Source organism: Curtobacterium sp. MCBA15_016 (genome assembly GCF_001865105.1).
Taxonomy (GTDB): Bacteria; Actinomycetota; Actinomycetes; order Actinomycetales; family Microbacteriaceae; genus Curtobacterium.
Window position 1 is genome coordinate 105,304 of the sequence record NZ_MJGR01000015.1, and the last position, 19,424, is coordinate 124,727.

Annotated in this window: 22 protein-coding genes; 12 read left to right on the forward strand and 10 right to left on the reverse strand. The window is 72.9% G+C overall.

The window, feature by feature from the left end:
- Positions 1-16 precede the first annotated feature (16 nt).
- The gene (locus tag BIV03_RS06780; RefSeq protein ID WP_175475753.1) at positions 17-2,761 is read left to right on the forward strand and encodes an AAA family ATPase; all 2,745 of its coding nucleotides are present in this window, start codon (positions 17-19) and stop codon (positions 2,759-2,761) included.
- A 16-nt stretch (positions 2,762-2,777) separates the two neighbouring features.
- On the opposite strand, the gene BIV03_RS06785 is transcribed toward BIV03_RS06780, so the two are convergent.
- Complete coding sequence (locus tag BIV03_RS06785) at positions 2,778-3,653, reverse strand: helix-turn-helix domain-containing protein (RefSeq protein WP_071295128.1); 876 nt, start codon at positions 3,651-3,653, stop codon at positions 2,778-2,780.
- Between the two features lie 182 nt (positions 3,654-3,835).
- Here BIV03_RS06785 and BIV03_RS06790 point away from each other — a divergent pair, with 182 nt between their 5' ends.
- On the forward strand, positions 3,836-4,384 hold the full coding sequence (locus BIV03_RS06790) for a hypothetical protein (RefSeq protein ID WP_139201892.1): 549 nt from the start codon (positions 3,836-3,838) through the stop codon (positions 4,382-4,384).
- 80 nt (positions 4,385-4,464) lie between these two features.
- Here the strand turns inward: BIV03_RS06790 and BIV03_RS06795 are convergent, their stop codons facing one another.
- Positions 4,465-5,499 carry a zinc-binding alcohol dehydrogenase family protein gene (locus BIV03_RS06795; protein WP_071295130.1) on the reverse strand — a complete coding sequence of 345 codons (1,035 nt, stop codon included), beginning with the start codon at positions 5,497-5,499 and terminating at the stop codon, positions 4,465-4,467.
- Positions 5,500-5,729: 230 nt separating this feature from the next.
- Between BIV03_RS06795 and BIV03_RS20230 the strand changes: the two genes are divergently transcribed.
- Both BIV03_RS20230 and BIV03_RS19500 read left to right on the forward strand, forming a co-directional pair.
- On the forward strand, positions 5,730-5,858 hold the full coding sequence (locus BIV03_RS20230) for a hypothetical protein (protein WP_261645759.1): 129 nt from the start codon (positions 5,730-5,732) through the stop codon (positions 5,856-5,858).
- Entirely contained in the window at positions 5,855-6,013 is a 159-nt protein-coding gene (locus tag BIV03_RS19500; protein WP_175473759.1) for a hypothetical protein, read from the forward strand. The genes BIV03_RS20230 and BIV03_RS19500 overlap by 4 nt, the downstream gene beginning before the upstream one ends.
- A gap of 59 nt (positions 6,014-6,072) precedes the next feature.
- Here the strand turns inward: BIV03_RS19500 and BIV03_RS06800 are convergent, their stop codons facing one another.
- The 3 genes from BIV03_RS06800 to BIV03_RS06810 all read right to left on the reverse strand — a co-directional run bounded on the left by BIV03_RS06800 (position 6,073) and on the right by BIV03_RS06810 (position 10,105).
- Positions 6,073-6,951 carry an aldo/keto reductase gene (locus tag BIV03_RS06800; protein ID WP_071295131.1) on the reverse strand — a complete coding sequence of 293 codons (879 nt, stop codon included), beginning with the start codon at positions 6,949-6,951 and terminating at the stop codon, positions 6,073-6,075.
- 44 nt (positions 6,952-6,995) lie between these two features.
- A complete protein-coding gene (locus BIV03_RS20030; protein WP_217637351.1) occupies positions 6,996-9,164 on the reverse strand; it encodes an MFS transporter in 2,169 nt (722 codons plus the stop codon).
- A gap of 122 nt (positions 9,165-9,286) precedes the next feature.
- The gene (locus BIV03_RS06810) at positions 9,287-10,105 is read right to left on the reverse strand and encodes an alpha/beta fold hydrolase (RefSeq protein WP_071295132.1); all 819 of its coding nucleotides are present in this window, start codon (positions 10,103-10,105) and stop codon (positions 9,287-9,289) included.
- 204 nt (positions 10,106-10,309) lie between these two features.
- Here BIV03_RS06810 and BIV03_RS06815 point away from each other — a divergent pair, with 204 nt between their 5' ends.
- A complete protein-coding gene (locus BIV03_RS06815; protein WP_071295133.1) occupies positions 10,310-10,714 on the forward strand; it encodes a heme-binding protein in 405 nt (134 codons plus the stop codon).
- Positions 10,715-10,793: 79 nt separating this feature from the next.
- Positions 10,794-11,315: a hypothetical protein gene (locus BIV03_RS06820; RefSeq protein WP_071295134.1), complete on the forward strand. Its 522-nt coding sequence runs from the start codon at positions 10,794-10,796 to the stop codon at positions 11,313-11,315.
- Positions 11,316-11,329: 14 nt separating this feature from the next.
- Here BIV03_RS06820 and BIV03_RS19510 read toward each other — a convergent pair whose 3' ends face one another.
- Positions 11,330-11,476: a hypothetical protein gene (locus BIV03_RS19510; protein ID WP_175473760.1), complete on the reverse strand. Its 147-nt coding sequence runs from the start codon at positions 11,474-11,476 to the stop codon at positions 11,330-11,332.
- 68 nt (positions 11,477-11,544) lie between these two features.
- Between BIV03_RS19510 and BIV03_RS06825 the strand changes: the two genes are divergently transcribed.
- The 5 genes from BIV03_RS06825 to BIV03_RS06845 all read left to right on the forward strand — a co-directional run bounded on the left by BIV03_RS06825 (position 11,545) and on the right by BIV03_RS06845 (position 16,290).
- Complete coding sequence (locus BIV03_RS06825; protein ID WP_071295135.1) at positions 11,545-13,119, forward strand: sodium:proton antiporter; 1,575 nt, start codon at positions 11,545-11,547, stop codon at positions 13,117-13,119.
- Between the two features lie 126 nt (positions 13,120-13,245).
- Positions 13,246-14,127: an alpha/beta fold hydrolase gene (locus BIV03_RS06830; protein ID WP_071295136.1), complete on the forward strand. Its 882-nt coding sequence runs from the start codon at positions 13,246-13,248 to the stop codon at positions 14,125-14,127.
- Between the two features lie 12 nt (positions 14,128-14,139).
- Positions 14,140-14,877, forward strand: a complete 738-nt coding sequence (locus BIV03_RS06835) for a hypothetical protein (RefSeq protein ID WP_071295137.1) — start codon at positions 14,140-14,142, stop codon at positions 14,875-14,877.
- A gap of 11 nt (positions 14,878-14,888) precedes the next feature.
- Positions 14,889-15,551, forward strand: coding sequence for an NAD(P)H-binding protein (locus BIV03_RS06840; RefSeq protein ID WP_071295161.1), 663 nt, complete (start codon positions 14,889-14,891; stop codon positions 15,549-15,551).
- A 46-nt stretch (positions 15,552-15,597) separates the two neighbouring features.
- Positions 15,598-16,290 (forward strand): SDR family oxidoreductase, encoded by a 693-nt coding sequence (locus BIV03_RS06845; RefSeq protein WP_071295138.1) that lies wholly within the window; start codon positions 15,598-15,600, stop codon positions 16,288-16,290.
- Between the two features lie 55 nt (positions 16,291-16,345).
- Here the strand turns inward: BIV03_RS06845 and BIV03_RS06850 are convergent, their stop codons facing one another.
- The 4 genes from BIV03_RS06850 to BIV03_RS06865 are packed head-to-tail and all read right to left on the reverse strand — an operon-like array spanning position 16,346 to position 18,853.
- Positions 16,346-16,639: a putative quinol monooxygenase gene (locus tag BIV03_RS06850; protein WP_071295139.1), complete on the reverse strand. Its 294-nt coding sequence runs from the start codon at positions 16,637-16,639 to the stop codon at positions 16,346-16,348.
- Positions 16,640-16,654: 15 nt separating this feature from the next.
- Positions 16,655-17,374: an SDR family oxidoreductase gene (locus BIV03_RS06855; RefSeq protein ID WP_071295140.1), complete on the reverse strand. Its 720-nt coding sequence runs from the start codon at positions 17,372-17,374 to the stop codon at positions 16,655-16,657.
- A complete protein-coding gene (locus tag BIV03_RS06860; protein ID WP_071295141.1) occupies positions 17,371-17,778 on the reverse strand; it encodes a heme-binding protein in 408 nt (135 codons plus the stop codon). Before BIV03_RS06860 ends, BIV03_RS06855 begins: the two co-directional genes overlap by 4 nt.
- A gap of 46 nt (positions 17,779-17,824) precedes the next feature.
- Complete coding sequence (locus BIV03_RS06865) at positions 17,825-18,853, reverse strand: zinc-binding alcohol dehydrogenase family protein (protein WP_071295142.1); 1,029 nt, start codon at positions 18,851-18,853, stop codon at positions 17,825-17,827.
- A gap of 142 nt (positions 18,854-18,995) precedes the next feature.
- On the opposite strand from BIV03_RS06865, the gene BIV03_RS06870 reads away from it, so the two are divergent.
- Complete coding sequence (locus BIV03_RS06870) at positions 18,996-19,373, forward strand: helix-turn-helix domain-containing protein (RefSeq protein WP_254790780.1); 378 nt, start codon at positions 18,996-18,998, stop codon at positions 19,371-19,373.
- Positions 19,374-19,424 lie beyond the last annotated feature (51 nt).

Consider the following 19,424-nt stretch of genomic DNA (forward strand, 5'->3'; position numbering starts at 1 on the left):
GACGTATGCTCACACCGTGCCCGAACGCGCCTCGCAACTGGTCGGCCGCGACGCCGAACTCCTCGTCCTGGCCGGTGCCCTGGACCACGCCCGGCGGGGGCACGGTACCGCGGTCCTGGTCGACGGCGATCCCGGCATCGGCAAGAGCGCCCTGCTCGAGACCGTCGCCGCGGACGCCACCGCGGACGTCCGGTTCGTCCTCCGTGCCCGTGGGGTCCGCAGCGGGACCGAGATCCCGTTCGGCGGCCTGCACGAGCTGCTCCACCCGCTCCTGCCCTTCGCGGCCGCCCTCCCCGATCGTCAGGCTTCGGCCCTCGACGTCGCCTTCGGCCGTCGTGACGGACCGGCCCCCGACCGGCTCCTGCTCGGCATCGCCGTGCTCGGGCTGTTCGAGGAGGCGAGCAGCCACGGGACCGTGGTGGCGCTCGTCGACGATCTGCACTGGACGGACCGGACCTCGCTCGAGGCGCTCCTCTTCGTCGCATCGCGGGTCCGCGGACTCCCCGTCCTCCTCGTCGCGACGACCCGGAGCGGTACCCCTGTCGGTGACCACGAGGACGCGTTTCCGACCGTGCTCCACGTCGGTCCGCTCGACGACGCCGCGGCGGACCGACTGCTCACCGACGTCGCGGACCACCTGCCGACCGGGGAACGGGCACGGGTGCGTCGGGAGTCGTACGGCAACCCGCTCGCCCTGCTCGAGTTCTCCGCGCCCGTCGCCGGCACTGCGCGCGGACCACTGTCCGAACGCATGTCCGCCCGACTCGAGCGGACGTTCCTCGCCGGTGTCCTGCTGCTCCCGGAGACGACCCAGCGGGCGTTGCTCGTCGCGGTCGCCGGAGAGGACGCCACCGCACGGGAGCTCGAGCAGGCACTCGTGGGTGTCGGACTCGGCGCAGGCGAGTTGGCGACCCTCGAGCGCGAGGGTCTGCTGCGGCGTGACGGCGACAGGTTCGTGCCACGGCACCCGCTGGTGGGGTCGGCGCACTACGACGCCGCCGATCCGGTCCGTCGGCGCGAGGTCCACCACGCCCTGGCACTGGCGGTCCGGTCGCCCAGTCGCCGTGCGATCCACCGGGCCGAGGCGACGACCGGCCTCGACGAGGCGGTCGCCGCCGAGCTCGACGCCGTGGCGAGTGCTGCGCTCCGGCAAGGCGCCCCCGCCGAGGCGGCATCCGCGTGGCGGCGAGCCGCCGACCTCTCGCCCGACCCGACCCAGCAGGCGAACCGGTTGGTGGAGGCCGCCGAGGCAGCCCGACGCGCCGGCGCCTCGGGTGAGGCGTCCGCCTTGCTCGACCGTGCGAAGCCGCTCACCGACCTGTCGGACGGACGCGCACAGCACCGGTTCGCCCGCGCGGAGTGGATGCTGAGCATGACCGCGGACCACCGTGGTCGGACGGCCGAGGAGCTCGTGGCGTTCGCGACGACCCGGGCAGATCCGACCGAGCGTGCCGAGGTCCTGCTGTGGGCGGCGGCGAAGTGCTACATCCACCAGGAGGCGGACGCCGTCCGAGCGCTCGTGGCCGCCACGGTGGAGGACGTCGACCACGCTCCGGTCGGACGCGGGGACGCCGACGACGCGGTGCTCGCCGAGGTGGCACTCGCCCTCGTCCGTCCCGGGCAGCGTCTCGACGAGCGCACCGTGGACCGGTTCCTCGCCCGTGCACAGGCGACCGACGGCGTCATCGTGAACTGCCTGGCGTTCGCCGCCGAGGAGTCCGGCGACATGGCCACGTCGGACCGGTGCTGGACCGCTGGCGTCCGGCTGTTCCACGATGCGGCACGCACGAGCGACGAGACCACCGCTCTGTGCGGACGTGCCTCACCCCGCGTCACGGCGGGCCACCTCACCGACGGACTCGCCGACGCCGATCGCGCGGAGCGTCTCAGCCGCGAGCTCGACCTCCCGGTGGTCGCCGGGATGGCGCTCTCCGAGGCGGCGCGGGCCCTCGTGCGGGCCGGGGACACGGCCACGGCCCGGACACGACTCGCGGCCCTGGACGAGATCCCGGTGGCCGGCGCCTTCGCGCGCATCGTCGCGACCGCCGCGTGGGCGGCGGCACTCATCGCTGTCGACGAGGGGCGCCACGAGGACGCCGTGGCACACCAGGTGCGCACACGGGCGAACGGCGCGGTGGCGCTGTGGGCGGGCGCCGACGTGGTCGAGTCGGCGGTCCGCGCGGGCGACACCGACTCGGTCCGCGCCTGGCTGACGGACGCCGCCGCGGCGGCCGCCACGACCGGCTCGCCGCACCTCGCGCTGCTCGTCGAGCGGACGCGCGGACTCCTCGCACCGGACGACGAGACGGCCCTCGGGCACCTCGCCGCGGCGGTCGACCTCGGTTCGGCGATCGACACACCGTTCGACCTCGCGGTCGCGCGACTGCACCTGGGTGAACGGCTGCGGCGCGTCCGCCGGATCGTCGATGCACGTCAGCACCTGTCCGAGGCGGCCCGGCTGTTCGACCGCATCGGCGCCCGCAACTGGGCCGCGCGCGCCGCGTCCGAACTCCGGGCGACCGGTGGACAGTCGACGGACCGGACGTCGACGGACCGGGCGCCGGCTCGACTCCTCACCGCGCAGGAGCTCCTCGTGTCGCGCATGGCGGCGACCGGGCGCACCAACAAGGAAATCGCGGACGAGGTCTACCTCTCGCACCGGACGGTCGCGGCGCACCTGTCCCGGGCGTTCACGAAGCTCGGCATCAGTAGACGGTCCCAGCTGGCCGGTGCGCTGCGGCCCTCGGACCGTTCCGACTGAGGGCGCGAGCAGACGGTCACGCCACGCGTCCGACCTCGCTGGCGGCCGAGCGAGCGCCGAGACCGCGGCGCATCGCGGTGAACCGCTGCAACGCCAGGGCCGCTGCCGTCCCCGGTTCGGCGGTCAGGGTCATCACCGACCGCCCGCTGCCGCCCGGGACGGCCAGCGAGTGGCACGTGAGCTCGACCGGTTCGGCGGTGGCGAGTCGGATCCGAGCGACCCACGTGACCTGCTGCTCGACGTCGTGCCGGGCCCACAGTTCCCGGAAGGTCGCGTCCCGGATCGCCAGGGTCCCGACGACCTCGCGGTGACGGGCGTTCCTCGGATCACCGTGGAACCGCAGGTTGGCGACCGCCCGTCGGGCGTCGTCCTCCCAGTCGATGACCTCGGCGCGCGCGCGGTCGGTGAACAGGTGGAACAGGAAGTTCGTCCCTGGCAGCAGCCGCGGCCTGATCGCCCGGGCCAACGTGTTCGACGCCAGGACGTCCTGCTCGGCGCTCATGAGCATCGCGGGCACGCCGGACAGTCCGTCGACGAGCTCGAGCAGTGCGGGCTCGACCGGTGCGGGCGGTCCCGCCCCGTCGTCGGTGGTGCTCCCGGTCGGGCCGCCCTCGTCGAGTCGGGCGAGCCGGTGCATGTGCTCGAGCGCGACGTCGTCGAGTCGCAGGGCCCGCACGATCGCGCCGAGCACCTGGTGCGAGGGCCTCCGGTCCCGGCCCTGCTCGAGTCGGAGGTAGTACTCCTGGCTGATCCCGGCCAGTCCCGCCACCTCGCTGCGGCGGAGTCCCGGCACCCGCCGGGCCCGTGAGGAGTCGATGCCCACGTCGGCCGGTCGGACGAGGGCCCGGCGTGCGCGGAGGTACTCGCCGAGGAAGGAGGTCTGAGCGGGCATCGTGTCTCCCGGGTCGTGGCGAGCGTTCCCGGGACGTCCGGCAACCGTGCTCCACGTTGCCGCTGGTCGTCCCCTCCGGGCATCGGTCGAATGACCACATGTCGGCGGCTCGACCGGATCGCGCCGATGGTGTCCCCGCCGGGGACACGATGCCGTCGACGACCGGGCCGTACGCTCCGTCCGTGAGCACGGACGACGGGGTCGACCACCCACGAGCACTGCTCGGCAGGCTCGTGCTGCCGTGGCGGACGGTCCCCGCGGTCGTCTACGACCGACACCTGACCGTCCGGGTGGCGAACGCGTTGGCCGGGGCCGTGCACCCGACGTTCCGGTCCGGTGCGAACCTCGCGCGGGCGACGTTCCTGCGGCCTGAGGGCGACGAGGCGTTCCGCGCGTCGTCGGAGACGGCGGAGGCGGTGCCGCTCGGCGCCCGCGTCGTCGCGGAGCTGCGGCGCTCCCTCGACGAGCACGAGGAGGACCGCGGGTACGTCGAACTGGTCGGGGAGCTCGCGGCCCGGAGCGAGGCCTTCGCTCGACTCTGGGCTGGGCCGGACACTGCGGATCCGGACGGGGTCGTCGGCTTCGACAACCCCGTGGTCGGTCACCTGGCCCTCGCCTACCACCGGTTCGCGGTGCCCGGCCCGGACGGCGACACGCTGCTGTTGTGGCGTGGCGCGGACGAGCAGTCCGCCCGCCGTCTGTCGAGCCTCGCCGACAGCCTGGCCGACTGACAGCCCCCGCCGCGGCCACCCCACCCGGCCCGGCTGACCGGTCCCGCCCGGCCGGCCGGACCCGGCCCACCGCGCACGCCTCAGCGCGCGACGACGACCTTTCCGATCGCGGTCCCGCCCGCCACCTGACGGTGCGCCTCGCGGAGGCCGGCCGGGTCGAGCCCCCGGACGACCGACGTCGCGGTGGTCCGCACGCGACCCGCGTCCACGAGGTCCGCCAGCGCATCGAGGAGCAGGCCCTGCTCGCCCATGTCCGGCGTCCCGAACGCCGATCGGGTGAACATGAGCTCCCAGTGCCAGGCGATCGACTTCCGCTTGAGCGGGTAGAGGTCGAGTCCGCGCGGGTCGTCGATCGCGGTGATCTGGCCGAACGGGCGGACCAGATCGGCGAAGGCGGTGACGTTGCCCGCCGAGTGCGCGGTGAAGACGTAGTCGACCCCGTCCGGCGCGACCGACCGCACGCCGCCGACGAGGTCGTGGTGGTCCACGACGTGGTCGGCTCCCATCGACGACACCCAGTCGCGGCTCTCGGAGCGGCCGGCGGTCCCGAGCACCGTGAGGCCGGTGCGCGCCTTCGCGAGCTGGACGAGCACCGACCCGACACCGCCGGGTGCTCCGACGACGAGCAGGGTGCCGGTACTCGACTCCGTCAGGCGGAACCGGTCGAACAGTGTCTCCCAGGCGGTGATCCCCGTGAGCGGGAGCGCCGCGGCCTCGGCGTGGTCCAGCGTCGCGGGGCGGCGACCGACGAGGCGTTCGTCCACGAGGTGCAGCTCGGCGTTCGTCCCCGGGCGGTCGAGGGTGCCGGCGTACCACACGGCGTCACCGACGGAGAACCGGGTGACCTCCGAGCCGACCGCCTCGACGACGCCGGAGGCGTCCCAGCCCAGTTGCTTCGTCCCGGACCGCAGGCCCTGCCGGGTCTTCGTGTCCACCGGGTTCACCGACACCGCCTCGACCCGGACGAGCAGGTCGTGCGGGCGGACCGGGTGGAGGGGGACGTCGCGGACGACGAACGCGTCCTCGTCGCGGACCGAGCGTCCGCCCTGGGCGAGGAACGCACGGGTCGTGGTCGGGACGTCCCGTCCGGTTCGGTGTGTGGCAGTGTCGGTCATGGCGGTCCTCCGTGCGGGTCGCGTCGGCGGGTGACCGACCGGAGGCGCGGATCGCCTCGTGCAGGCACGGTACGTCCGCACGTGGCCGGTCCGCGTGGCTCCGTCGGGGACACGCTCGCGCCGCCTGTCCCTGCGAGGGGATGGTCCTCGGGGGGACACGTGCGGAGCACCCCACCGGCCGTAGCGTCCTCGGTGTCGCGACGACGTGACCCCGACCGAGGAGACCTGCGATGACGATCTCGTTCCCGCCCCTGCCCGCCGTGCTGCACGTTGGAGCGGGAGCCGCCACCCCTGCCGTGCAGACCCTGCTCCTGCCCGTGCCGACGCCCGCGACCGAACGGCCGGGGGTCCGGCGGTGAACCCGCTGCGGGCGGTCCTGCACGTGCTCAGGGCGGACCCGGACCAGTGGCGTCGACGCGGGCTCCGGTCCCCGCGCGAGATCGCCGTGCTGGTGGCGGAGCGGTCGCTCCCCGACGATCCGTCGTACCGGGACTTCTTCGTCCCGTCCCCGTGACCCGGGCGCACGGCGAATGGCCCGGCCCCGAGGGGCCGGGCCGTCCGACGTACCGGGCGTCAGGCTGCGCCGTCGAGCACCGCGACGTCCCTCGGGGACAGGACGACCGACGCCGCCGCGACGTTCTCCTCGAGGTGGTCCACGCTGGACGTCCCGGGGATCGGCAGCACGTTCGGAGCGTGCTGCAGCAACCACGCGAGGGCCACCTGCGACGGTGAGGCGCCGGCCCGTGCCGCCATCGCCCCGAGTGCTCCGGCGCCGCGCGTGAGGCCGCCGGTCGCCAACGGGAACCACGGGATGAAGCCGATGCCGAGTTCCGCGGTGACCCGGACCAGGTCCTCGGAGGAACGCTCGACCAGGTTGTACAGGTTCTGCACCGTGGCGATCGGCAGGATCCGCTGCGCGGCGAGGAGCTCCGGGACGCTCACCTCGCTCAGGCCGACGTGCCGGATGAGTCCCTCGGCGCGGAGTGCCGCGAGGGTCCCGAGCTGCTCGTCGAGCGGCACCCGCTGGTCGATGCGGTGCAACTGGTACAGGTCGATCCGCTCGAGTCGCAGGCGGCGGAGGCTGCCCTCGACGGCGGCGCGCAGGTGCTCCGGGCGACCGTCGACGACCCATTCGCCCCGTGGTCCCCGGACGAACCCGCCCTTCGTCGCGATGACGACGTCCGATCGGTACGGGGCCAGCGCCTCGCCGATGAGTCCTTCCGCTACCTCGGGGCCGTAGGCGTCCGCGGTGTCGACGAGCGTCACGCCCAGCTCGACGGCGCGGCGGAGCACGGCGCGGGCGCCCTCCGGGTCGCGGGACGGGCCGAACGCATTCCGGCCGGCGAGCTGCATCGAGCCGAACCCGAGTCGGGCGACGGGCAGGTCCCCGCCGATCAGGAAGGTACCGGCGGCGGCGGCTGAGACGCCGTGGAGATCGGTGGTGAGGGTCATGGTGATCCTGTTCGTTGACGTGGAGTGACCGGGAGGAGGGCGGGTCACGCGGTGTGGACTGCCGCGCGCTCCCTGCGGGACCGCGCGGTCAGACCGATCCCGGCGGCGACGGCCGCGATCGCCACGAGCGCGGCGTACGCGGCGCCGACGCCGGCGAGTCCGACGGCGCCGGTGAAGAACCCGGCGACGAGCACCGGAACCCCGTAGGCGGCGTACGCGACCAGGTAGACGGCGGCGAAGAGGCCGCCACGGGTCGCGTTGTCGGCGAGTGGTCCGAGGATCCGCAGGGAGGAGCCGAACGCGGCGCCCTGGCCCGACCCGCCGACGACGGCGGCCGCGACGAGCAGCGGGAGGTCCGCGGAGAGGATCGCCGACCCGGCGCCGATCGCGCCGAGCAGCAGCAGCGCGGCACCGACCGCGGTCGCGATCCGGGCGGTGGCGCGTGAGAAGAGCATGCCGGCCACCGCGGCGGCCGCCGGTTGCAGCGCGACGACGGCCGCGCTGGCGGTCCCGCCGTCGATGCCGAACACGCCGTCGTCGAGACGTGGGCCGAGTCCGAGGAACAGCCCGGAGAACATCCAGCCGGCGACCGTCAGCGGGGCGAGCACGGCGAACCACGCTCGTGCTGCACCGGGCACCGCGAGCACCGGCCGCAGGGACATGAGTGCGCCGGCGTGCCGGTCAGCGGTCTCGTCGGCCGCGAGGACCGCGGCGATGCCGACGAGCAGGACGACCCCGAGGGTCAGGAAGACGGCGGCGGTGGGGTCCGGGGTGAACTGTGCCGCGATCCCGCCTCCGAACGCCCCGAGCGCGAGCCCGCCGACGGGAGCGGCACTGGTCAGCACGGTCATCGTGCGACGGTGTCGTTCGCTCGACAGCTCGATGATGGCCGCCGTGAACGTACTGGTGGCGGCTCCCGTCGCGATCCCCTGCACGGCCCGCGCGGCGATCACCCACCCGATCGAGTCGGCGAGCAGGAACAGGACGCTCGCGATGAGCATGAGCACGAGCGCCCCGATGAGGACGGGCCGACGCCCGATGTGGTCGGACAGCCGTCCGGCCACGAGGAGTGTCCCGAGCAGGGTGACCGCGTACACCGTGAACGCCGTCGTCAGCTGCCAGTCGGGGAAGCCCCACGCCGACTGGTACACGACGAACAGCGGGCTGCCGGCACCCGCTCCGAACGCCACCGCGACGGACGCGACGACGACGCCGATCAGGGCGAGGCGTCGGTACGGGGCTGAGGTGCAGCGGGAGCCACTCGACTCGGACCTGCGGAGCAGCCCCAGCGAGCGGACCGCGATGCTGCCGACGATGCCGGTCGCGACCGCGACGACGACCCAGGCGAGGACGGTCCCCAGGGTGCCAAGGCCGGCGGTGGAGAGCAGTCGCACCGCGTACGTGGCGCTCGCCGCCGTCGTGAACGTCATCGCCCAGAACCCGATCGCGAACCCGCTCCGGACGTACCGGCGCACGAGGAAGGCGTGTGGGAGCAGGAAGGCGACCATGGTGCCCGCGAGGGCGGTGTCGACGACGGAACCCGCGCCTCCCGTCATGGTCCACCAGGCGTTGCCGGCGACCGCCGGCGGCGCGGACAGGATGGCGAGCGTCGGCAGGAGCGGCGGCGGCACGGCGGGTCCGGTGGCGAACCGTGCGATGAGCACCGCGCCCACGAGCAGCCAGAACAGCACCCCGGTCGCGAAGTACCCCATCGCCAGGTCGTGGTGTCCGATCACGGCGAGTGACTGCGCACTGAGCAGCGAGCCGGCCACGGTCGGGAGCAGGTAGCCGCCGTGCAGGGAGGCGGCTTCGCGGGGAGACGTGAGGAGATCGGTGACGAACCAGGCGCCGAAGGCGGTCGTGAGCGCCAGCATCGTCCAGACGCCGACGGCACCGGCGACGGGCGCCCAGGTCGCGAGGTGGGCGGCGAGCAGCGAGCCGACGGCGGGGACGAGCGCGGCGAACGGCCCGAGCACGGGGTGTCGGAGGTCGGCGCCGATGGCACGGAGCCCGCCGGGGCGGTGGAGGTACCGGACGATCGTGACGGCCCAGGCGATCGCGGCGGCGGCCCACAGGACCTCGCCGATCGCCGTGGGCGCACCGAGCAGGCTGCCGGCGGCCGTCCAGGTACCGGCGAGTCCGGCGGTGCCGAACGCGATGCCGAAGGTGTTCAGGGGGAGCCGGGGGTGGTGCGTGGCCGTGGTGTTCATCATGCCTCCTGTGGCGGTGCCGCTGTAACCATCCAGAGTGGTTGCGTATTCCGTGGCGCGAGCGGTGACGGACTGGAGGCGCGGTGCGGGCTGGCGCCGCGCCTCCAGTCCGGTGGTGGGTCGCGTCAGCCCTTGATCCAGGCGAGGACGTCCTGCTGCAGGACCGCGCGGTAGTCGCCGTGGATGCCGTGGGGGGCGCCGGGGTAGGTCTTGAGGGTGCCGTCGGCGACGAGCTCGATGGCCTTGCGTGCGGCGTCGTCGATGGGGACGATCTGGTCGTCCTCGCCGTGGTTGATGAGGATCGGCACGGTGAGCGCCCTCAGGTCCTCGCTCTGCTCGGTCTCGGAGAAGGCCTTGACGCAGTCGTACGCGGCGGACAGGTTCACGTTCTGGCCCTGGCGCCAGAAGTCGAGCTTCGCGCCGTACGAGACGTCCCGGCCGTGGTTGGCGCCGAAGAAGCTCTCGGAGAGGTCGAGCCAGAACTGCGACGCGTCCTCGAGGACGCCGGCACGGATGCCGTCGAACACGTCGATCGGGGAGCCCTCGGGGTTGCTGTCGGACTTCACCATGATCGGCGGGATCGCGCCGGCCGTGACGACCTTCGCGACGCGGCCGTTCGCGTACTGCGCGGCGTAGCGGACGACCTCGCCGCCGCCGGTGGAGTGTCCGAAGACGATCACGTCGTGCAGGTCGAGGTGCTCGATGAGCGCGGCGAGGTCCTTCGCGTACTGGTCGATGGTGTGGCCGACGGCGGTCTTCTCGGAACGGCCGTGGCCGCGGCGGTCGTGGGCGATGGTGCGGTAGCCGTTGTCGCTGAAGAACTTCAGTTCCGGCTGCCAGGCGTCGGAGCTGAGCGGCCAGCCGTGCGCGAAGACGATGGGCTGTCCCTCGCCCTGCTCGGTGTAGTACATCTCGATGCCGTCGGGAGTGGTGAACGTGGGCATTGCAGGCTCCTTGCGTCGTGGTCTGGTGCCGGACGAAGGTCGTCGGCGATCGTCACGCTAGGAGCGGTGCGCGCGGCAGGGCGTGTCCCCGTCGGGACCACCCACGGCCTCCGGTGCGACCGCACGGGTGACCCGGGCGGGGACACGCTGCGACGGTGCGCGGTCCCTAGCGTCGGCTGCGTCCACGACGAAGGGAACCAGCCCATGACCGATCTCACCCTCACCCAGGCGCACGCCGCCATCGCCGCCGCCGAGGCGAAGGCCGCCGAACTCGGCGTCCCCTCGACCGTCACCGTCCTGGACCGGGGCGCACGCGTCGTCGCGGTCGCCCGGCAGGACGGCGCACCGCTGGTGTCCGTCGACGCCAGTGCCGCGAAGGCCCGCACCGCGGTGTCGTTCGGTGCCGCGTCCGGCGACCTGGCCGGCGCCGTCCAGCCCGGTGCACCGCTCTACTCGCTCGGGGCGGCCAGCCACGAGCCGCTCACGTTCGTCGCGGGCGGTGTCCCGGTGACCGACGCAGCCGGTTCCGTCATCGGTGCCGTGGGGTCGAGCGGCGGGTCCCCGGACCAGGACCTCGTGATCGCGGAAGCCGCGGTCGCCGCGCTCTGAACCACCGGTGTCCCCGCCCGCGCTGACTGGCCCGGGCGGGGACACGCACGTCCGGGGGCGGCCGATCTACCGTCCCGACATGCACACCGAGATCACCGAGTACACCGCCGACCGATTCTCCATCCCCATGGCGCAGCCCTTCGACGAGGTCGTCGCGGCGTTCGAGCTGGCCGTGCCGCCGCTCGACCAGACGAGCCTGACCGAAGCACTGGCGCGGCACCGCGACTGGGACACGGTCGAGACCTGGACCGAGCAGCACGCACCCCGTGGCTTCATCCGGTACTGGCGGAACGAACCGACCGCGTTGATGGCCATCGCCGGGCACCGGTCGTCGTGTGTCTCGTACCTGGTGGGGAACCACGTCGTCGCGGAACGGATGTACCGGTTCGACCCGCGCGTGATGGGGCTCGCGCCGTTCCGCATGACCATCTCGCAGCGGCCCGGGGACCCGGTCCTGCTCACCGCCGACGTGCCGAGCGCGTCGTTCGGCTCCTTCGGTGACGGGCGCATCACCGCCGTGGCCCACGGTCTGGACCGCGAGTTCGCGGAGCTGCTCATCGCACTCGGCGCTCCGGTCCCCGAAGTCCTGGCGGAGCTGTGACGGCGTGCCCGTCGTCAGCGGACCTGCTCGACGACGCTCTCGCCGTGCGGTTCCCCGATCCGGACGACGGGATCCGCGAGGATCCGGGCGAGGGGGATCGACACCAGCCCGGTCGCGGGCGGCGTGTCCGGGGCGGAGGGGTCGCGACGGCGGCTGCGCATGGAGGAAGGCTAGGCACCCGCCGTGCCGGGCCGCGTGGCCGCGCCACGGTCACCCTGGAGCCGGCGCCGTGAGCATCGACGAGACCCTCACCTGGGTCGTCGCGTTCCTCGTCGTGACGGTCGCCGTCAGTGCAGCCGCACGGCGCGTGGGGTGGTCGGCCCCGCTGGCCCTCGTCGTCATCGGGGTCGCCGTGTCCTACGTGCCGGGTGTGCCGCGCGTGGACGTCGAACCGGACTTCGTCCTGTCGGTCCTGCTCCCGCCCCTGCTGTTCGCGGCGGCGCTGCAGACCTCGCTGTCGGACGTCCGTGCCCGGCGGGAATCGCTGTTGCTGCTGTCCGTCGGGCTCGTCGCGTTCACCACGCTGGTCGTCGGCGTCGTGACGTGGGCCGTGGTCCCGACGCTGACGCTGGCGGCGGCGTTCGCCTTCGGTGCCGTCGTGGCGCCGACCGACGCGGTGGCCGTCTCAGCCGTCACCCGGCGCGCACCGCTGCCGAGGCTGCTCGCCTCGGTCCTGGACGGGGAGAGCCTGCTCAACGACGCGACGGCGCTCGTCGCGTTGAACACCGCAGTGGTGGCCATCGTCGCGGTGTTCGACCCGGTCCGCGCCGCGGGCGAGTTCGTCCTCGCGGTGGTCGGCGGCATCGGCATCGGGTTGTCGGTCGCGTTCGTCATGGGCGCCGTCCGGAGGCGGCTCTCCGTCGCGGTGCTCGACACGAGCCTGTCCCTCGTCACGCCCTACGTCGCGTTCCTGCTCGCGCACGGCATCGGTGCATCGGGTCCACTCGCCGTCGTCGTCACCGGACTCTTCCTCGGGTACCGGTCGCCGGTCCTGCAGTCGGCCGAAGCCCGCCTGGCCGAGTCGCTCAACTGGCGCACCGTGCAGTTCCTGCTCGAGAACGCGGTGTTCCTGCTCATCGGACTCAGCCTGCCGGCGATCCTGCGCGGGGCCTTGTCGTCCGGGATCGGGCTGGGTCGCGCGCTGCTCGTGATCAGCGTGGTCCTCGTGACGCTGGTGGCCGCGCGGCTCGGCTGGAGCCTCGCCGTGACGGCGGTCTACCGATGGGGGCCGGCGCGGCTCCGACGCCGGAGCTGGCAGTGGCGCCTGGACCTGCCGGTCACCGTCGCGGGCGTCCGGGGGGTCGTCACCCTCGCCGCGGTGTTCCTGCTGCCCGAGCAGACGCCGCACCGGGCGTTCCTGCAGTTCCTCGCGTTCGTGGTCGTCGTCGCGACGCTCCTGCTCGGGCTCTCGCTGCCGTGGGTGATCCGCCGGGTCGCGCTGCCACCACCGAACCTCGACCAGGAACGGATGGAGACCCAGCTGCTCCTCGCCGAGGCCCGCGCCGAGAGCCTGCAGCTCGTCGACGGCCTCGACGACGGTGCCTACGACGACCGGGCCGTCGAACGCGTGCGGATCGACGCCGCCCTGCTGGGCGAGACGTTCGTCGGGGACGACGGGGTCCGAGCCGACCGTGCGGCCTCCTACGCGGAGCTGCGGATGCGCACGATCGCCGAAGAACGTCGAGCGGTCCTGCGCGCGCGCCGGGAGGGGCGCTACGCGGAGACCGCCGTCCGTGCGGTGCTGACCGTCCTCGACATCGAGGAAGCCGCGGTCCGCGCGACGCTCGCCGGCGACGTGGACTGACGGCCGGCCGGTGTCTGACCGTGTCCGGACCATGTCCCTGACGGGAGCACGCGGCGCTGTCCGCACCGCTCCTAGCGTCGACCTCGCCACCGACCACCCGGGTCGGTCGAACCCAGGGAGTCATCGATGAGCACCACGGAGACCACGGCCGGTCACACCGCCACCACCGTCCCGACCAGCACCGTGACCGCGGCGAACGGCACGACCTACGCCTACCGCCGGTTCGGGAGCAGCACCGACGGCGTCCCACTCGTCTTCCTCATGCACTTCCGCGGCAACCTCGACAACTGGGACCCGGCGCTCATCGACCCGATCGCGGCTCGGCGCGAGGTCGTCCTCGTGGACAACGCCGGCGTCGGCGCGTCGACCGGGACGGTCCCGACCACCGTGGGGCAGATGGCCACCGACCTGCTGGCCTTCACCGACGCCCTCGGCATCCGTCGGTTCGACGTCTTCGGGTTCTCGCTCGGCGGGTTCGTCGCCCAGGACCTCGCCCTCCTCCGACCGTGGGCGGTCCGCGCCCTCGTCCTCGCCGGGACGGGCCCCGCCGGTGCGCCGTCGATGCACGGATGGCGGGAGGACATCGAGCGCGAATCACGGCACGACGTCCCCACGGCGGAGAGCCTCCTGTACATCTTCTTCGCGCACACGGACACGAGCCGGGCTCGTGGCGTCGACTTCCTCCGGCGGTTGGGCGCTCGGACCGAGGACCGCGATGCGCCGACCACCCCCGCTGTGCGCGACGCGCAGTACGACGCCGTGCTCGCCTGGGGCGTCCCGGACATCTCGAAGCTCGAGCGCTTGACCGGGATCCGGCAGCCGACGCTGGTGCTCCAGGGGGACGACGACCTGATGATCCGGACGCCCGGGAGCCACACGCTGGCCGGACTCATCCCGGACGCGCGCCTGCACGTGTTCCCCGACGCCGCCCACGCGTCGATCTTCCAGTACCCCGACGAGGCCGCTGCCATCGTCGAGGACTTCCTCACCGCGGCCACCGCCGCCTGACCCGGAGCGATCATGACCACCACCACGACCCTGCTCGACCGCATCCTCGACGCCCACGGCGGCAGCCGCTGGGCCGACGTCTCCACCATCTCGGCGAACCGACACTTCGGAGGCGCCTTCTGGGGCCTCAAGCAGGTTCCGGGGATCGCCGAGGAAGGTCGGTTCACCGTCGACCTCCGCCGCCAGCGCACGTCGCTCGAACACTTCGGTGCCGACGACCTCCGTACGGAGTTCACCGGCGACCACGTCGCGGTCGTCCGCACGACCGCGCACGGCGACGAGGTCGTCGAGGAACTCGCCGATCCGCGATCGTCGTTCCGCGGCCACGTGCTCGAGACGCCGTGGAACCGGCTGCAGCTCGCCTACTTCACCGGCTACGCCATGTGGACGTACAACACCGAGCCGTGGTCGTTCACGTTCCCCGGCGTCCGCGTCGAGGAAGTCGGCCCGTGGACCGAGCCGGACGGAGCCACGTGGGACCGCCTGCGCGTCACCTACCCCGACAGCATCGCGACCCACACCCCCACGCAGACCCTCTACGCCGATGCGGACGGCGTCCTGCGCCGCCGTGACTACGAGGTCGACATCGCCGGTGCCTCGCCGAGCGTCGAGTACATGACCGGCCAGACCTGGGTCGACGGCCTCCTGCTCGCCACCGAGCGCAACATCTTCGTCCGCGACGGGGACGGCCACGCGCTCCCGGAGCCGCTCATCGTCTCCATCGGCATCGACGACGTCGTCGTCGGGTGACCGGGCCCACCATGCGAGTCGTCGTCGCCGGCGCACACGGCAAGGTCGCACGGCTGCTCTCCGCGCAGCTGCGGGCCGGCGGGCACGTGCCCGTCGGCCTCATCCGGAATCCCGACCAGCGCGGGGAGCTCGCACGTGCGGGCGTGATCGCGATCGTGCTGGACCTCGAACACGCCTCGGTCAGCGACGTCGCGGCGGTGCTCACCGGTGCGGACGCCGTCGTCTTCGCAGCGGGCTCCGGGGAGAACAGTCCCAGCAGCCGTTCGCTGTCGATGGACCGGGACGGAGCGATCCTCCTCGCCCAGGCCGCGGTGGTCGCCGGCGTCCGGCGGTTCGTGGTGCTCTCCGGCGCCGGTGCAGACGACTACGAACGCGGCTCGACCGAGCCGTTCCAGGTCTACCTGCGGGCCAAGGCCGACGCGGACGCCGCCGTCCGGACGCTCGACCTCGACTGGGTGATCCTCCGCCCCGACGCGCTGCACGACGGCGCCGGCACGGCACGGTTCTCGGCCGGAGTCCGGGTCGAGCGGCTCGGGATCGCTCGCGAGGACGTCGCGGCGGCGTTGTGCGACGTCGCCGTCGGCCAGGACCCGGGCCGGGTGCAGCTCGAGATCACCACCGGCGACCTGCCGCTCCGTGCCGCGCTCCGTGCCGCGGACGTCGCGGTCGGTTGATGCCCGCACACCCCCGATCGACGGCACGACGACAGGAAGGCCAGACATGACGGAGATCACAGGAGCAGTGGTCGTGGTGACCGGTGCGAACGGCGGCCTGGGACAGGAGTTCGTCCGACAACTGCTCGACCGCGGGGCGGCCACGGTGTACGCCGCAGCACGGACTCCACGCGCTCAGGTCGGCGACCGCGTGGTCCCGATGCGGCTCGACGTGACGGATCCGGCATCGGTGCGGGCGGCCGCGGACGCGGTTCCGGACGCGACGATCGTCGTCAACAACGCCGGAGTGCTGCGCAGCGGATCCCTGGTGGACGGCGACATCGCCGCTGTCCGGGAGCAGATGGAGACCAACTTCTTCGGACCGGTGCAGGTCACCAGGGCGTTCGCGCCGGCACTGCGTCGCGCACACGGTGCGGTCGTGAACGTCGCGTCCGCGCTCAGCTGGCTCGCGATCGGCAACGGGTACAGCGCGTCCAAGGCTGCGCTGTGGTCGGCGACGGACTCCATGCGCCTGGACCTCGCCCCCGACGACGTCCAGGTGCTCGGCGCGTACCTGGCGTTCACGGACACGCCGATGACACCGGGGGACATGCCGAAGAACGACCCGGCAGACGTCGTCGCCGCGATCCTGGACGGCGTCGAGGCAGGGGCGCACGAGGTCCTCGCCGACGACCTCACGCGCGCGGCACGGTCATCCCTCGCTGCCCCGGTCCACGAACGCTACGACGCCCTCCGGTGAACGACGGAACGGCCCGCGGGGACCCTGATCGGGTCCGCGCGAGCCGTTCGTCGTCTCACACGTCCAGCGGTTGGAGCGTCCGGAGCGCGATGGGGACCGCCAGGCGCCCCTCGAGAGCCGAGCCGAGGGCCGCGAACGCGGCGCCCGCTGCGTGGCTCTCGAGGGCGGACTGGTCGGCCCAACGCTCGACCATCACGAACCGACCCGTTCGAGCGTCGTGGTGGAGGTCGTACTGTTCGCAGCCGAGATCCTCGGACCGGACCCGCGCGACCGCGGCGAGCAGGGCCTCCTCGACGGCCGGTTCGTTGTACGGCGCGGGTTCGATCTCCGCGATGACGACGATGCTCATGACTTCCTCCTCGACTCAGGCGACGCGCTGGCCACCGTCGACGTGCACGGTGGTCGCCGTCAGGAACGGGTTGGTGAGCGCGAACACGACCGCGTCCCCGATGTCCGCCGGTGTTCCGACGCGCCGGGCGGGGTTCGTCCGGGCGACCTCGTCGAAGAACGCCGACTTGTCGTCCAATCCGTCCCAGGACCCGGAGTCCACGACACCGGGTGAGATCCCGACGACCCGGATCGGGGCGATGTCCACCGCGAGGGCCGGGACGAGTGCGTCCACCGCGCCGTTCGTCGTCGCCATGACGGCGAGCCCTCCCTGCGGCCGGGCGGAGACGTACCCGGAGAAGAGCACGAACGAGCCCCGCGGTGACATGCGCGGCGCGAAGTGCTTGGTCAGCAGGAGCGGGCCGAGGACCTTCGCCCGGAACGCCTCCTCGATGTCGGCTGCCGCCAGGGTCGTGACGGGGCCGTTGGCGTGGTCGGCCGCGACCGTCACGACGTGGTCCACCGGTCCGAGCACGTCGGCAGCGGCGATGATGCTCTCCTCGTCGCCGAGATCGAGGCGGACGGCCGCCGTCCCGCGTCCGACGATCTCGGCGACCTGTTCCGCGGTGTCGAGTCGTCGGCTGGCAGCGACGACCCGCGCGCCGGCACACGCGGCCGCCTGCGCGATCGCGGTGCCGATGCCTGATCCGGCGCCCACGACGAGGACGGTCGTGCCGTCCAACCCCTGCGTGCTCATCGGATGGCGTCGAGGCCGGCCTGCGCGATGACGGCGTCCTCGTCGGGCGTACCGCCGCCGGAACCGACAGCACCGATGACGGTCCCGGTCGCGTCCGTGATGGGGAGTCCACCGGCGAGGAAGGCGAGGGGCTCGGTGCTCGCTGCGCCGAGCGTGTAGAGCGGGGCGCCGGGCTGGATCGCAGCTGCGAGGTCCCCGGTCGCCGCGCCACCGAAGTACACCGACGTCCGGGCCTTCGCGAAGCTCGAGTCGACGGACACGAGCGGGGCGCCGTCCTGGCGGACCGAGGCGACCATGCGGGCGCCGCGATCGAGGACGGTGATCGACGACGGGACGCCGAGTTCGGTGGCCTTGGCGTCCGCGGCGGCGATGATCTCCTGTGCCTGCGCGAGAGTGATGGTCATGCTGGTTCCTTTCGTTGTTTCGTACTCGGTGGTGGGGGACTCGGGGTCAGAGCGCCGGCTCGTCGGTCACGACGACCTTGCCGATCACGCGACCGCTCTCGACGAGGGCGTGTGCCTCCCGCAGGGTCTCGGCCGAGATCGGTCGGAGCACGGTGGTCGCCGTGTGCCGGACCCGGCCGGCGTCGACGAGGTCCGCGACGGTGTCCAGGAGCTCGTGCTGACGATGCATGTCGGTGGCCTGGTGCAGCGAACGGGCGAACATGAACTCCCAGTGCCAGCTCAGTGCCTTCGACTTCAGTGCTACGACGTCGACCTGTTCGGGATCGTCGATCGCGACGATCTCACCGAAGGGACGCAGCACGCGCTCGTACACGGGGAGCTGTCCTGCCGAGTTCGTGGTCAGGATCCACTCGATCCCGTCCGGCGCGACCTCGAGGACCTGTGCGGCCAGGTCCGCGTGGTGGTCGACGACGTCGTGTGCGCCGAGGTCCCGGACCCAGGACTCGCTCGCCGGACGTGACGCGGTCGCGATGACCCGCACGCCGGGCAGCAGCGTCCGGGCGAGCTGGATGGCCATCGAGCCGACGCCACCAGCGCCGCCGACGACGAGCAGGGTCCCGGTGGCGTCAGCACCGATGCGGAGCTTCTCGAACAGGCTCTCCCAGGCGGTGATCGCGGTGAGGGGAAGCGCTGCGGCCTCGGTGTGCGACAGGGTGCGGGGTCGCCGCCCGACGATGCGCTCGTCCACGACCTGCAGCTCGGCGTTGCTCCCGGGACGGTCGATGGCCCCGGCGTAGAACACGTCGTCGCCCGGAGCGAACAGGGTCACGGCGTCTCCGACGGCGCGGACCGTGCCGGATGCGTCGAAACCGAGCACACGGACGCCGCCGTCGGGTTCGGCACCGCCCCGGAGCTTCACGTCGACCGGGTTGACCGAGACGGCGCGGACCTCGACGAGCAGGTCGTGGGGCCCGGGAACCGGTTCGGGGATGGTCGTCGGCACCAGGCTGCGCGCGCTGGTCACCGGGAGAGCTGCGGTCTGTCCGATCGCTCGGACCTCGTTCGTCGTCGTCATGTCAGCACTCTGCACCCGGTGCTGTGGTTACCCGCAAGGGCCCCTGGTTACCCCGCGGTAACCATGGAATCCCTGATGGGCGGCGGTACCCATCGGGAATCGACCCCTTGTCGAAGGCCGCGGCGCGCGCTACCGTTCCGGTGTGACCCCCTCGACGAGCCACCCTCTCGAAGCGGCGCACGTGCTCGACGCCTGCGACCGGAACGACGTGTACGCAGCCGCTTGCCCCTGCCGCGAGATGCTCGACCTCCTCGCCAACAAGTGGACGGCGCTCGCGATCGGTGTGCTCGAGGACGGCCCGCAGCGGTTCGGGGAACTCCGGCGCCAGCTGCAGGGTGTGAGCCCGAAGGTCCTCTCGGCGTCCCTGAAGCGCATGGAGGGGGCCGGCCTGGTCGACCGCACCGTGTTCGCCGAGGTCCCGCTGCGGGTCGAGTACGCGCTCACACCGCTCGGTCGCGGTGCTGCCGCGCCGCTCGCGCACCTGCGCGACTGGGTGAACGAGAACGTGACGCGGCACTGAGACTCCTGACGGGCGATGCCATCACCCTGACGGAGCGCGCGCTGATGCGTG

Bases quoted from the DNA above. Each gene is read 5' to 3' on its own strand.
- BIV03_RS06785 (WP_071295128.1), bottom strand. From the start codon at position 3,653: ATGCCCGCTCAGACCTCCTTCCTCGGCGAGTACCTCCGCGCACGCCGG.
- BIV03_RS06795 (WP_071295130.1), bottom strand. From the start codon at position 5,499: ATGACCGACACTGCCACACACCGAACCGGACGGGACGTCCCGACCACG.
- BIV03_RS20230 (WP_261645759.1), top strand. From the start codon at position 5,730: ATGACGATCTCGTTCCCGCCCCTGCCCGCCGTGCTGCACGTTGGAGCG.
- BIV03_RS06800 (WP_071295131.1), bottom strand. From the start codon at position 6,951: ATGACCCTCACCACCGATCTCCACGGCGTCTCAGCCGCCGCCGCCGGT.
- BIV03_RS20030 (WP_217637351.1), bottom strand. From the start codon at position 9,164: ATGATGAACACCACGGCCACGCACCACCCCCGGCTCCCCCTGAACACC.
- BIV03_RS06810 (WP_071295132.1), bottom strand. From the start codon at position 10,105: ATGCCCACGTTCACCACTCCCGACGGCATCGAGATGTACTACACCGAG.
- BIV03_RS06815 (WP_071295133.1), top strand. From the start codon at position 10,310: ATGACCGATCTCACCCTCACCCAGGCGCACGCCGCCATCGCCGCCGCC.
- BIV03_RS06820 (WP_071295134.1), top strand. From the start codon at position 10,794: ATGCACACCGAGATCACCGAGTACACCGCCGACCGATTCTCCATCCCC.
- BIV03_RS19510 (WP_175473760.1), bottom strand. From the start codon at position 11,476: ATGCGCAGCCGCCGTCGCGACCCCTCCGCCCCGGACACGCCGCCCGCG.
- BIV03_RS06830 (WP_071295136.1), top strand. From the start codon at position 13,246: ATGAGCACCACGGAGACCACGGCCGGTCACACCGCCACCACCGTCCCG.
- BIV03_RS06835 (WP_071295137.1), top strand. From the start codon at position 14,140: ATGACCACCACCACGACCCTGCTCGACCGCATCCTCGACGCCCACGGC.
- BIV03_RS06840 (WP_071295161.1), top strand. From the start codon at position 14,889: ATGCGAGTCGTCGTCGCCGGCGCACACGGCAAGGTCGCACGGCTGCTC.
- BIV03_RS06845 (WP_071295138.1), top strand. From the start codon at position 15,598: ATGACGGAGATCACAGGAGCAGTGGTCGTGGTGACCGGTGCGAACGGC.
- BIV03_RS06850 (WP_071295139.1), bottom strand. From the start codon at position 16,639: ATGAGCATCGTCGTCATCGCGGAGATCGAACCCGCGCCGTACAACGAA.
- BIV03_RS06855 (WP_071295140.1), bottom strand. From the start codon at position 17,374: ATGAGCACGCAGGGGTTGGACGGCACGACCGTCCTCGTCGTGGGCGCC.
- BIV03_RS06860 (WP_071295141.1), bottom strand. From the start codon at position 17,778: ATGACCATCACTCTCGCGCAGGCACAGGAGATCATCGCCGCCGCGGAC.
- BIV03_RS06865 (WP_071295142.1), bottom strand. From the start codon at position 18,853: ATGACGACGACGAACGAGGTCCGAGCGATCGGACAGACCGCAGCTCTC.